The sequence below is a fragment of the Paenibacillus sp. PL91 genome (assembly GCF_012935325.2).
Taxonomy (GTDB): Bacteria; Bacillota; Bacilli; order Paenibacillales; family Paenibacillaceae; genus Pristimantibacillus.
In genome coordinates this window covers 12,152-25,480 of the sequence record NZ_JABBYG020000020.1, presented here as the reverse complement: position 1 = coordinate 25,480, position 13,329 = coordinate 12,152, and the positions used below count along the sequence as shown (strand labels likewise).

The 13,329-nt window shown below is 45.4% G+C and carries 10 protein-coding genes and 1 pseudogene; 10 read left to right on the top strand and 1 reads right to left on the bottom strand.

Annotation, left to right across the window (positions count from 1 at the left end; translation table 11 throughout):
* The first annotated feature begins 59 nt into the window (after window positions 1-59).
* Window positions 60-485, top strand: coding sequence for a hypothetical protein (locus HI950_RS29400; protein ID WP_169089326.1), 426 nt, complete (start codon window positions 60-62; stop codon window positions 483-485).
* A gap of 268 nt (window positions 486-753) precedes the next feature.
* On the opposite strand, the gene HI950_RS29395 is transcribed toward HI950_RS29400, so the two are convergent.
* Window positions 754-1,746: a helix-turn-helix domain-containing protein gene (locus HI950_RS29395; RefSeq protein WP_169089328.1), complete on the bottom strand. Its 993-nt coding sequence runs from the start codon at window positions 1,744-1,746 to the stop codon at window positions 754-756.
* Window positions 1,747-2,928: 1,182 nt separating this feature from the next.
* On the opposite strand from HI950_RS29395, the gene HI950_RS29390 reads away from it, so the two are divergent.
* The 9 genes and pseudogenes from HI950_RS29390 (at window position 2,929) to HI950_RS29350 (ending at window position 13,323) form a co-directional block, all read left to right on the top strand.
* Window positions 2,929-4,182 (top strand): toprim domain-containing protein, encoded by a 1,254-nt coding sequence (locus HI950_RS29390; protein ID WP_169089330.1) that lies wholly within the window; start codon window positions 2,929-2,931, stop codon window positions 4,180-4,182.
* A gap of 545 nt (window positions 4,183-4,727) precedes the next feature.
* The gene (locus HI950_RS29385; protein WP_187768188.1) at window positions 4,728-5,543 is read left to right on the top strand and encodes a hypothetical protein; all 816 of its coding nucleotides are present in this window, start codon (window positions 4,728-4,730) and stop codon (window positions 5,541-5,543) included.
* A gap of 769 nt (window positions 5,544-6,312) precedes the next feature.
* Window positions 6,313-7,968: a glycoside hydrolase family 172 protein gene (locus tag HI950_RS29380; protein ID WP_169089334.1), complete on the top strand. Its 1,656-nt coding sequence runs from the start codon at window positions 6,313-6,315 to the stop codon at window positions 7,966-7,968.
* Between the two features lie 98 nt (window positions 7,969-8,066).
* Entirely contained in the window at window positions 8,067-8,609 is a 543-nt protein-coding gene (locus HI950_RS29375; RefSeq protein ID WP_169089336.1) for a glycoside hydrolase family 32 protein, read from the top strand.
* Window positions 8,610-8,631: 22 nt separating this feature from the next.
* Window positions 8,632-8,832 (top strand): GH32 C-terminal domain-containing protein, encoded by a 201-nt coding sequence (locus HI950_RS37175; RefSeq protein ID WP_223285593.1) that lies wholly within the window; start codon window positions 8,632-8,634, stop codon window positions 8,830-8,832.
* Complete coding sequence (locus HI950_RS29365) at window positions 8,829-10,277, top strand: glycoside hydrolase family 32 protein (RefSeq protein ID WP_169089338.1); 1,449 nt, start codon at window positions 8,829-8,831, stop codon at window positions 10,275-10,277. The genes HI950_RS37175 and HI950_RS29365 overlap by 4 nt, the downstream gene beginning before the upstream one ends.
* A 353-nt stretch (window positions 10,278-10,630) precedes the next feature.
* A pseudogene (locus HI950_RS29360) lies at window positions 10,631-10,849 on the top strand (ROK family protein); the annotation flags it as partial.
* Window positions 10,850-11,094: 245 nt separating this feature from the next.
* Window positions 11,095-12,126 (top strand): ROK family protein, encoded by a 1,032-nt coding sequence (locus tag HI950_RS29355; RefSeq protein ID WP_169089342.1) that lies wholly within the window; start codon window positions 11,095-11,097, stop codon window positions 12,124-12,126.
* Window positions 12,127-12,138: 12 nt separating this feature from the next.
* Complete coding sequence (locus HI950_RS29350) at window positions 12,139-13,323, top strand: MFS transporter (RefSeq protein WP_169089344.1); 1,185 nt, start codon at window positions 12,139-12,141, stop codon at window positions 13,321-13,323.
* The last annotated feature ends 6 nt before the right edge of the window (window positions 13,324-13,329 follow it).

Below are 13,329 nucleotides of genomic sequence, written 5' to 3'. Positions count from 1 at the left end.
TCCTCTTTTTACTTAGTTAAGTTTCATAGTATACCGTCCACATGGGAGGACATGAACCGATGAGAATAACAGTATTTAGTATATTTATTTGCTTGCTTTTTACGCTTTGCGCTTGCGGTATGTTTAGCAACAAGCCCATGCCTACTTCTACCGCTCATGTTGAGAACACCGACATTATAATTCCAGTTAAAGTACATTATTACGACTGGGGTGGGAAGTATGAGTATGGCGACTCGGCGACAATAGATGTAGAAGTAGAACCTGCTATAATTCCGCCTAATTCAAAGATTGTATTTTCGTTTGATAGAAAACCAAAAGAAATAAGTAGTCTTCGTGAAGTTCTGAGCCGTGAAGAATCAAATACACTAGACAGTTCAAGTAATGAAATTCTAGTTCCTTATACCAATGGAATCCACACCTACGCATATACTGCAAAATGGCCAGAAGGATTTGTTGTATTTGTTTTCAAAGTGGAAGTGAATTAATAGCAGCCATGGAGACCCTCTCCGAATAACGGAATGATCAATATCGGGATACAGCAAAACTCTTGAGTTAAATACTACTTCATTAGAAATAGACTGTTTTTCAAAATGGAAAAGAGTGAGCGGAACCGGAGCGAAGACGTTGAAATATATAGATTATTAGTTAACAGGACGAGGAGTCATTTCCCGTTCTCGACTTTCTATGGTTGGGAAACGGAACAAAAAAAGACCCTCGAGTTTATTTGCTCGAGAGTCCATTAGTTGTAGCTAACTAACTAGTGTTTTCAATTTTGATTCCAGTAAAATTGCTATCAATAGCACGAAGAGTATCCGTTATGAGATCAAAATACCTGCTTTCAAGCCATTCTTTAACATGATTATGAGGTGCATAAATTGTGTAAATGCCATCTCGTTTCGTAGAAAAAGTTCCTTTAAACCAGGTATCGAACGAAGGTTTTGCGATTTTTGTTTTGACTTCCTCTATGAATGTGGACCAGAGTAGCTTATCTGCTTCGGTAACATCTTGCTGCAGCAGCTGTTTTTTAATCTGCGTTTGTTTCTGAGCCTCGAAAAGTGAGAGTTGCTTCGGCTTTCGATGAATATGTCCCTTATCGATTAATTCATTGTAAAGATCATTATAATTGACGGTAGTATCCAGTTCCAGATCTTCCTTTTCACAGGTTTCCAAAAGGTGAGAGAGGTAACGGTCATGATCAGCCTGCAGCACCGGCGGCATCAGCTCGTATAGTTCTTGTGAGAGGAACGGAACTTTCTTTCGCACCTTAAACAAGGGACTTTCATCGGTATTGTTCATATCCGCATTTTGGACATTAAAGTGATATACAAATCCATGTTCTTCGAGAATGGCCAGATATTTTTTCACGGTATTCCGGCTCTTATTCATTTTTAGTGATATTAACTCGAGATTCGGCCAGCATATATCTTTTGTTCCATAGCAATAGCGTAGTAAATGACCGAATAACGCGATCCCCTCGGCAGAGAGGAAGTGACTCCAGTAATCAAACATATAATTGTTAATAATAGTTAGGTGACCGTCAACGTACGGAATGTTTTGTCCATGCTTATCAAGGGAAAATTTTTGTACGTCTTCTTCTTTAAAATAAATTCTTTCGAGCTCTTCCTCGTAATAGGGAATTTGCTTCCCATGAGCTATCTTTGTTTTTGGTGTGCGGTTACCCGTTGGCCGGCTTCGATAGTAAAGAAGCTTCGATGTACCGCCTTTCAAATTTTTCTTTTCCGACATAAAAAAACTCCCTCGACGACGCCCCATAAATGGCAATACTCAAGAGAGAATAGACACTTTATTTTTCAGAATCCCTATGCTACAATGAGCACATTGATACTGTGAATAAAGCTTCTACTCCTGAATCATTCAATGTCTCAACGCTTGGCGGCCGGAGGACAATGAATGTGACTTGGTAGGGGCTTTTTCTATTTTTATTATGTAAAATTGCTAGTGGAGAACGATCCCAGATAATCAAGAAAGCACACATATTCTTCTTGAGGCGCTGAGTGTTCACAGGTATCGACCTGACTCTTTTTTTGCAAAAAAGTGACAAAACCCGACAAGCACGCAAGTAAAATATAGCACTTCTGTTCGCAGTGGTAAAGCACGAGAATGACAAAAATCCACATTTGTTATTTATAGAATCAAATTTTAGGATGCGGGATAATGGATAAACTTAGCTATTCAAAGCAGTAAGGGCTGGCTTAAATGAAAGGTATCAAATGGTTAGCAGCTTATATCTTTTCGTATCTGTACTTTACCAATTGGCTGCTTGAATGCTATAATTTATGCATTCTAGTAATACTGATTTTCTTCGCCGATCCTAATTCAGCGAAGATAGGGAAGCCAACTGGCTAGGCAGCAAACAATGGACGTTTAACTGACATACGCAATCCGTATGTCTTTTTTTGCGGCCATTTAATGAGACGCATTCATCTGAATGCGTCTTTTTTTTGTATTTGAAGATTAGGAGGTTTGATCCTGGTCCGTGAAAGAAGCTGGAGGAAATTCAAAAATTTTCTTTTGGAGGAATGCGTAAAAGGACAGAAATCAAAATAACAGCGCTCAAAAAGATTCCTTGGCGGGGAATCAAGAACTGCACATTTTGGAGAAGGCTTTGGAAAAGCGGAATCTAGCACATCATTAGCACTTGGATCTGGTTTGTCTTTGTTTAAGGACATTTATATCGAGAAATCGAAGCAAAAGGCGTTGGATGAGTTTGAAGCCTACTGCGCCTGATCAAAAAGCGGTCAATTGTACGCGGGGAGGCGAACAACAACCCCTGGGAAGTGGCACATCACCTCAGGGCGGAATAATTCCCACTCCCATAATCAATCTTAGAACCAACATTGCCGTCAGGGCGATCGAGGAGAATTTGAAGAAGGAACATCTAAATCAAACATCTAGGGAGGCAGAGGCATGAAGCTTCGAAGAACAAAGCACGAGGGATGGTATGAAATTATGTCGGCATGCGTCGTGTGCGGACAACGTGGGTGGTGCAGAATCAATAAAGAGCAAACCGTTGTCTACTGCATGCGAACTGTATCTGACGATTTCTTTGATTCCACGATTGGGAGGCAGTATCGGCACTATCTTGATCCGAATGCTGCTCTCAAGACAAAGAGTGAAATAGAAATTAACCGTGCTGTTGACAAGAAGCCGGATCAACATCTTAATCGGATCTATCGTGCCTTAACGAAGGAGCTCCAGCTTACTAGAGATCATGCCGAGCATCTGTGTAATGACCGTAATATGGCCGATGAAGCAATCAGGTTGCGTGATTATCGAACAATGCCCGGTCCAGAACGATACAAGGTTGCGAAACAAGTAATAAGCCGAGTAGGCGAGCAGAGTGATCTTTTGGGTGTTCCTGGATTCTTCTGTAATGAAGGCACATATGGTCATTATTGGACCATGGGCGGCGCGCAGGGACTTATGATTCCCTTTCGTTCGATAAGAAACGAGATTACAGGTTGGCAGATTCGCGTAGATAAACCCATTCTGGAGCTCGACATGGATGGCGCAATCAAAGGAGAGATAGTAGAAGAAGTGAACCCTGATGAAAATGGGAAGCGGAGAGCAAAGTGTAAACTTCACATTCAGGATAAAATACTGGAGGTCATTCTCACTGAGAAGGAAAAGAAAGAATCTTATTCTAAATCCAATCAATTTGGCTCTGGCATTGTTTTAAAGCCTGGTAACCGATATTGGTGGTGGAGCAGCGGGGATAAACTGAATGGATCTTCAATCGGTGGACCGCTTCCCATACATCTTGCACTTCCGTATCCATGTCTGAAAATGTGGTCGGTAGGTGAAACCCCAGAAACAATGATCAGTTGTGATGAGGTTTGGGTTACAGAAGGCCCTATTAAGGCAGACAAAGCAGCGGATGCGCTTGTGAAGCCGGTTTTCGGTATTCCCGGGGCTGGAGCTTTTTCCCTGCTGCTTGAACCGCTTAAGCAACTCGGATGTAAGCATGTTGTTTTCGCATACGACGCTGATGTTGTGAGCACACCAGAGGTCGAGATGGCACTGGAACAGTGTATCGACTTCTTTGCGAAGAACACTGACATGACGTTAAGTCTGGCGATGTGGGACATTTCACTTGGCAAGGGAATAGATGATCTCACCGATTCCGGCTACATCCCGCAGGTAGCTAGAATTTTAGACTAAAATATGGTTTAAGTGACATAAAAGTTAGAAACAGAGGACATATACATTTTGAAAGAGGCTGCAGGAATATTATCAATTACTGGATGTTAAGATCCCAGATTCCTACCGCGAGGAGGTAAACTCACGTTTCCCCGAGGTGAGAGGGGGGCGTTAAGGGGAATTTCGTATTAAAAGCAACACAACGACTGTTATCATCGGCGTCTTCGATAATTCTTTCAGCGTGCAACTCCCGATCCTTCTGGTAAATATCGTGACGGGTCAATGGGCGGCGCATTCGAGCTTCACTTGTCCTCGTAATCAAATTGAAGTAGACAGCTGCGAAGGACGATCAAGATGTTCTTTCGAAGTGCTCTTCAGATTCTTAGCTGCAGTTGTTTCGGCATTATAGTGGATGAAGGAGATTTTGATGCGCTTCACCTAAAGTGGAGACGAAAGCGGATCAATAGTTCGCGGACGGCTTAGTAGTCTATCGTTTTATCAGTGCCCTGCATGGGGGTGGAGAAACAGCCCCCCATGCGAGAGGGGCTGATAAGGAGCAAAGCCGGATGAATATTGGTCTATATTTCTGCGAGTGCGGTGAAAGCTATGTTTCAGATTTTTTATATAAAGAGGTGCACTGCTTGGCTTGCCAAAGCGTGCTCGTAATTGAAACGAATCCGACGAGAAGGCAATTATCCATGCTCAGCAAGGATCAGCTGAAACAACTTTGGAATCTGTTCGAGAAGGTAGCTTTCGACCCTTCGACCGAGGAGATTACAGAGAGGTTCCTAGTTTGGCTCCCAAGCACCAATAGATTTATAATTTGGCTATGGTTCGGGAAACTCTTAAAGAGAGATTTCATCGAGCTGCCTGGTAAATTGGTTTGGAAGACAAATGGCTGTGTAACCGATTTTGTATGCGAATGCGGCAGGAACATCCCTGCAGGGCAGTCGTGCTATATTAATCGGACAAAGGAGAAGGTTCTTTGCGCTGATTGTGGACAAAGGAAGATGATCGACTTGTGGTTATACCTGGGGTATGAAAATCCTTGGATTAGTCAAGCCAATGATCCGTTTTTCACGCGAAAGAGTTTCCACCTTTGCGAAACGGCCGAAGAATTGATCGAATTCTTTCATAGGGGAAATTGGTGCCTCGGGCAAGCGTATATTTATAAGAACCTGGTATTTATTAACCAAGTTAACGGCGGAGATGAATATCTTACGATAAAGGATTATAGTCCTTTTGAAAGTATCACTTTTCAAGCAGTCCTTCGACGAGGAAATGATTATGGAGTAGCCTATATCAAGTCGCTTCTTGAGCATGAAATAGAAAAGGAAAGCGGACCGGATAACCATAATCCTATCATTCAGGCATTAGTTTAAGAGATAGGAAACTTCGTAACTTTCAAATCGCTCTCTGGAGGGAGCCATTAATAATGCGCCCCTTCGGAGAAGGAGGGGCGCAGGGAGCGATTGGAATGAGTATTTGTGAGGATTGCGGGATCTAGCAGTTTAGGCCCCGCCAGCTTAAAAACATAATCGAGAAAAGAAATCGTTTAATTATTTTTAAGAATTATTGCATTACGCATGTAACGAATTAGTTAATTAACATATCATTTTCGGTGGATGATCTGCTGACCGTGCGGCGTATCTAGTTTTCAGTGCCGAGAATTTAAACTGTTTGAGGTTACTTAACTTATGTAACAAACAGGGAATTGACAATATTAAGGAAATCGTTTACATTATCTGAAGTAAACGTTTTCTTTTTGTGAAAAAATGCATATCTGGATGAGACAACTTAGATAAGATATTCAATCATATTTTTTTACGAATAACGTAAACGTTTACGTAATCGTTTACGTAAACATAAAAACTTAAGAGGTGATGCTTTCTTTCAACAAGTTGAAGGAGATAAAATGCGAGAATGACGAACTGACTGCTTATCAAAAGTAGCAGTGAAGTTTGGAATCAAATGACGTACAGCAACTCCTGGAATACTACTTTATAATGTTTCAGAATGAAATTGTTTCTGTAATTTGTAAGGAGAGTTGAAAGGCAACCAGCGATATTCAAGTGAGGGACAACAACAACGAAAGCTAATGCCGAATGGGAAAAGTAATCGATATTGTGATTATAGGGATGGTGGTGTAGCATGCGGTACGATGAAACGGTATATACGTATCGGGATCTGGTCCGTCGATTGTATGACTTGGAGCTTCTTGCCATACCACCGGATCCGGAAGAGCAGGGTGGCGTCTTCTCAAGCTATGATCGAAGCTCAGTATTCAATCCGGAGACCGGACTGTATGAGAATTGGGGCGCCAACAATGATGGTGGCGGGTATATAAGGAAAGAAGGGGAAGGTATCGTTGCACTTGAGCTGGATGGCCCCGGTGTCATCTGGCGGGTATGGTCGGCGATGCCCGGGGCAGGACACATTAGGATATATCTGGACCAAGCAAAAGAACCTGTCATTGATCGGCCCTTCAGAGATTATTTTGAAAACTTCAGCGATGATGGCTGCCCTTCGAACTTCCCGAATTTGATGACTACGCTATCCCGCGGAAGAAATTGCTTCATCCCGATTCCTTTTCAGAAGCATTGCAAAGTCGTGCTCGATAGAGATTGGGGCCATTATTACCACATAACCTATACGCGATTCCCCGCCAATGTGAAAATACCGGTGTTTACCGGATTGTTTGATCGAGATTCCGCTATTGCGCTTGCGGAGGCTGACCGGGTGCTACAGCTCAGAGGAACAAGGTCCGTCATGTCGGACAAACAGTTCTCTTTTCATACGACCAATTTGGTGTCCGTTCCAGCAGGAGGAAGATCCGTCGTATTCGATAAAAGGGATGCAGGAGCTATTACTATGCTTAGGGTGAAGACGAGTTTGGCTAGCAAGAGTATGGAGCAGCAGCATAGGATACTCAGGCAACTGACTATCTCGATGAAATGGGATGGAGAAACCTTTCCTTCCGTATGGGCGCCATTAGGCGACTTCTTCGGTTGCGCACCGGGCATCAATTCGTACAGATCTTTGCCGCTCGGGATGAATGAACACGAGTGCTACAGCTATTGGTACATGCCATTCTCGGAAGGCGCATTGATTGAGGTTGAGAATGACGGATCGGAGATGCACGAGGTTTCGTTCGAAATCGGTGGGATTTCGCTTAATTCATTGGATGCAGACAATTTGCTTCGCTTCCATGCCAAATGGCATCGCGGTAACTACTTCGGCAAAGATAGGAAGCGGTTTGCGGAAGGAGGCGACCGCTGGCCGGATTGGCCGATTCTGATGGCCAAGGGACCTGGACGATTCTGCGGCATTCATCTTCATGTCTACAATACATGGGAAAGACCTGAGGAAGAAGCAGAAACCTGGTGGTACGGTCGATGGGATCGAAAGACGATCGACTGGTGGTGGGGAGAAGGCGACGAGAAGTTCTTCATCAACGGTGAAGACTTTCCTTCTACATTCGGCACGGGTAGCGAGGATTACATCGGATATGCCTGGGCGGCGGAGCCTCCCTTCCCGATATTCGATAGTGCATTCGCATGTCAGCCGTACATCGAGATAGACGCGAATGGACATACATCCGTCAACCGTTTTCATGTTTGCGACAATATCCCCTTCACCGAGTCCTTCGAAGGATTTATCGAGAAGTATAAAGCTGACAGGTGGGGATCGAACAACCGATGCCTATTCGCTGCAACGGCATACTGGTATCAAGTAAGGGGGGCCGGCGACGGATACGATCGGGTTCGCTTGGAAGATCGAGTGGGATACGAAGAGGAGTCAGTTTGACTTGATTGGAGGGTAAGGAATGAAGGATCTCCGGTACAGCTACCGGACGGTTACTATCGTCAAACCGGAGACTGGGCAGCGAAGAAAACGTTATAACGGTGATCGCCATCGACCGCAATATCATTTTTTTACCGCCTGAGCATTTGATGAATGAGCCACATGGATCGAAGTTTTTCAACGGGCAATATCATCTTTTCTATCAGCACAATCCTCAAATACAGTACTGGAACCATATTCATTGGAGTCACGCCGTTAGCTCGGATCTGGTACGGTGGCGCGACGTACCGTTCGTGCTTTCCCCAGAGAAGGGCGACATCGCCCCGGACTGCTGCTGGTCTGGCGGAACTGTGATCGACGATGAAGGCGTACCGGTCATCTCCTATGCGGCGGGAGATAAAAGACAGGATCCGGACCAATCCCTCGCCATGGCGAGAAGTTCGTTCCTTGTGGACGGGAACAATGATTTAATCGACTGGATAAAGTACTCTCACTATGTTGCTACCCTACCGGAAGGCGTTGGTCTCCGGGGCAATTTTCGCGATCCTTTCGTGTGGAAGGAAGAGAGCATGTGGTATATGCTGGTGACGACCAGCATTCCCGGCCGAGGCAAACGGCTCGGGTGTCGAGAGCGGGTACGTTAACCTTGGCGATGGGCCTCTTCAGCTGCATATTTATCTTGATAAATCCATGATCGAATCTTATATAAACGGAGTTAACAGCTTAACAACCCGTATCTTTCCGGTTCGGCAAGACTCGCTTGGCATAGCTCTAATAGGAGCTTCATCAACTATCGTAAAATCGTTAGAAATTTGGGAAATGAAATCTGCCTATGAAACTGAACCAGCGGGAGGAATCAGTCAATGAATGAGTTTTTCTATCGTCCTAACAATGCCTGGGTTGGAGATGTGATCCCCTACTATGAGGACAATGAGTTTAAACTGTTTTATCTTCACGGATGGCGTGAGAATTACCGGGAAGGTCTGGATCACGGCTGGCATCTGGTCGGAACGAGCGATTTCTGTGATTACCGGGAGTATGGGGCCTGCAAAATTCTCGGCGGGACCGGTCATGTTCTAAAGGTGGAGAACACTTATCATCTATTTTATTGCATCTTTCCCGAGGGGAAGCAGTTGGTCTGCCATGCAACCGGCACGGGTTTGATGAACTGGACGACAATTCCGGAGGATACCTTCTCCGCCGATAACCAGATCTACGAGCTTTCAGATTGGCGCGATCCTTTTGTGTTCTGGAACGAAGAGGAAGGGCAATATTGGATGATTCTCGCCGCGATGGCTAAGGGAGCATCCAATCGAAAGGGCTGCGTGGCCCTGCTCACATCACAGGACTTGAAGAAGTGGACGTATAGTGAGCCGCTCTATGCGCCGAATATTCATGTCGGGGCTCACGAATGCCCGGATTTATTCCAGATGGGAGACTGGTGGTATCTGGTTTACTCTAACTATACGGATCGGTTCGCCACCTTCTACCGTATGAGTCGCTCCTTGAATGGTCCATGGATTACACCAAAGGTTGATACGTTCGACGGCAGGGCGTTCTATGCGGCGAAGTCGGTATCGGACGGTCGGAATCGGTATTTATTCGGCTGGAATCCGACGAAGAATGAAGACTTGTTCGGGTGGAATCCTCCTAAGCATCCCGGAAAAGATTACGATACATGGGACTGGGGTGGCAATCTCATAGTCCATGAGATCATCCAGCGTCCAGACGGTACGCTCGCCGTTAAAGTGCCGGACTCGGTGAATGTGGCGTTCGCGGTCAAGCAACCACTCCATGTGGATGGGATCACGGGTACATGGACGTCGTCGGCCCTAGACGAGCATGTGTGCGAATCTCCCTATGCGTTTGCGGCGAGTCTAACGCAAGAGAAATTACCCGATCGATGCAAAGTATCGTTGGATATCCGTTTCTCGGAATTTACGCAGGGGGCAGGTGTTATGCTGCGTGCGGGGGAGGGTCTGGATGACGCTTATTATGTAACGCTGGAGCCGCAGCGAAATAGAGTAACGTTTCGCGGACCTATCATGCAGAGCGAGGAAGGGGGAAAGACGTTTCCCTATGAGGTCGAATTAGAGCGGCCGATCGAGCTGCTGCCTGATCATTACCATGAGTTGCTAATCTTTATCGATGGATCGATTTGCGAGATATATATAAATCGGGAAGTTGCGATAAGCGCTAGAATGTACGATATCGAACGAGGAAGGCTCGGATTGTTCGTAAGCCAAGGGAATGCTCAATTCAAGAATGTGAAGGTTGAGACGCTCAGAGGTGGATCTGACGCGATGTGGTGAAAAAAAATACTGGGTAAAAAAGACTCCCAATCGAGGAGTCTTTTTTTGGATCAGGACCAAAGCGATCGTTGCATTTGCAAATATCGGCATGGTCGTGATGGTGGATAGACACGAAGAAAGCACGGTCAGGCGCGTCCGTGGCTTCTCTGGATTGTTTCCGTTTTTCATTTCAATATTGCTATGTTTGCCATGTCTAATATGAGTGCTGAGGCGAAAATCGCATACGCAGAGGAATTGAAGGTAGAAGGAGTTCAAGAACGGGGAACTGAAAAAACGATAATTGCCATAATTCCACCTTAATTGTGCCGTATATGCTCTCATAGCCAACCGTAAAGTCAAGTCAGGATGAAAAATTGACGTTATCCCCCAAGAAGGTAATTCTGGGTGGTGGCGTCATGAAACAAGTACATCTTTTTCCGATGATCCGGGAGGCAGTAGGCAGAATTCTAAATGGATACGTGAGTGCCGCGCCGATTGTTTCGGATATCCAACATTATATTGTACCACCTAGGCTAGGCGACAATGCGGGCTTGTGTGGAGCATTGGCGTTGGGTTTAAGAGTGCTCGGTTAACAAAAGAAGGTTATTTTCAAGCAACATGAGTATTGGGAGTAGTGGGCACGTTGTTTAGATATCCAAGAAATTACTGGTGTCGCTTTTTAGTATCAGCAATGAAAGGTCTTGTCCAAATATAAGGACAAGACCTTTCATTCGTATCTGATAATTTAACCCGAATAAAAGTAGACACAAGGACCAGAATCATATAAATTAGTACTTATTAAAAGTATTTTAAAAAGAAAGGAGTGAGAACACCATATATGAATCACATTACAAATAATACGATGCGAGTCAAGAAAATGAACCAGGAGTTAGTCCGACAAGCTCTCAAAATGATGAAGCAGGGTACGAAGTCCATGGTGGCACAAGCTACAGGATTAAGTGTAGCCACCTGCGGTAACATTCTAAATGAGCTATTGGACACCAGCGAGCTGCTGGAGATGGGGATGGAGGAGTCAAGCGGAGGCCGTCCGGCCAGATTGTACCGGTATAATGAGAACTTCTTTTATATTGCCTGCATTATTGTCAGAGCTGGAGTAAAGACCCGTTCGCTCACTTATACGCTCGCCAACCTGGCAGGAGAAACAATCAAGGAAGGATACCAGGAAAACGATCGGATGGATCCTGCAGTGATTGATCAACTGGTTGATCAGCTCATAGGTCAATTCCCGCAAATCCGAGCAGTTGCTATCGGGGTGCCGGGTGCTGTTAATCAGGGAGTCATTAATCTCAGCGACATCCAGGAACTGATTAATGTTCCTCTGGAGGCTTTCATTCGTGGAAAGCATGAGGTGGAAGTCATTTTGGAGAACGACATGAATTTGACCGTGTACGGCTTCTACCAGAAGCAGGGATATGATGAAGAGAAATCGGTTGCGGTTGCGACATTTATTGAAGGCAGCTTCCCTGGAGCAGGTATGATGGTGGATGGACATATCCACAGAGGCAGTTCTCACTTTGCAGGAGAGATTGCCTTTTTACCGTTAGGCATGACACTTGAAGAGCAATTCCGGCAGTTGCACGATCGGACCACATTTCATTCTCTGGTTGGCCGTGTCGTATCGAGCTTGATTGCAGTAATGAACCCAGAGATGATCGCTCTGACGGGGAGCTTGGTAGAGTCTGCTGATGTGGATCTCATCCGACAGGAATGCCTAAAGTATATTCCAGAGATGCATATGCCACAGCTGACGCTGCTCGAGCATCCGGAAGAGAATTACATGTATGGATTAATTACAATGACATTGGAAAGCCTGGCCTATTCGCTGCAGCTAGTAGAGAAACGGAGGTGAAGCGAAAAGCATATGACAACTGCTTATAAACAGGATCTCAGAATTGCCCGCAACATCTTGTTCCTTCTATTTGCCCTTCCAGGACTTTCCTTTGCTTCGTGGATATCCCGTACACCTGCTGTCCGGGATTTGCTTCATGTCTCTACTGCCGAGATGGGTATCATTTTATTTGCGGTCGCAGCGGGATCCCTTGTTGGTCTGCTTGCAGCAGGTTCAGTTGTCGCACGAAAAGGTGCCCGTCTTGTCATAATTGGCAGCTTTTTAATGATTGTGATTGGATTTGTGGCAATCGGAATCGGTGCAGCCTTGACGATGGTGACTGTCGTTATGGGCGGGTTGATCGTTTTTGGCTGTGGTTTCGGTGCGGCTGAGGTCGCACTGAATGTGGAAGGTTCTGCTAATGAGAAGGCAATGAATCGAACGCTCTTACCGACCTTTCATGGCTTTTTTAGTGTAGGAACACTCATTGGAGCGGCTATCGGAGCAGGAGCTATGGCCATACATATGCCGATCATGGCCCATTTCTCGATCCTCGGTCTATTGATTACCGCACTTTTATTTTATTGCTATCGTTACCTGCCAAAGGATACAGGAAAGGAACTTTTGGATGCTGCAGCTCAGAAGAGTTCGGCTGTTAAGCAACTGTTAGAGGTATGGAGCGAGAAGCGTACATTGTTAATCGGGATTATGGTTTTAGGAATGGCATTTGCCGAGGGTTCCGCCAATGATTGGCTACCACTGATCATGGTAGATGGTTACGGGGTTAGCGCAATGGCAGGTTCATTTATCTATGGTTTGTTTGTTGCAGCGATGACCATGGGACGTTTTACTGGCGGATGGGCCCTGGATCGTTATGGAAGGGTGTGGGTCTTATCGGGATGCGCCATTGCGGCCATTCTCGGATTACTGCTTGTGATCTGGGGGCAGAATTATTTTGTCGCTTCGGTAGGCGTCGTCTTATGGGGGCTTGGAGCTTCACTAGGTTTTCCGGTAGGGTTGTCAGCGGTAGGAGATGAACCTAAAGGTGCTGCTACAAGAGTTGGAGCCGTAGCTACGTCGGGCTATATCGCAGCTCTGGTTGGCCCGCCTCTGTTGGGCTTCCTGGGAGAACATTTTGGGTTATTGCGTGCACTGATTGTTGTACTTATTGGCCTGGTCATCTCAGCTTCTCTGACCAGATCAGCTAGACCAATATAATTTCAT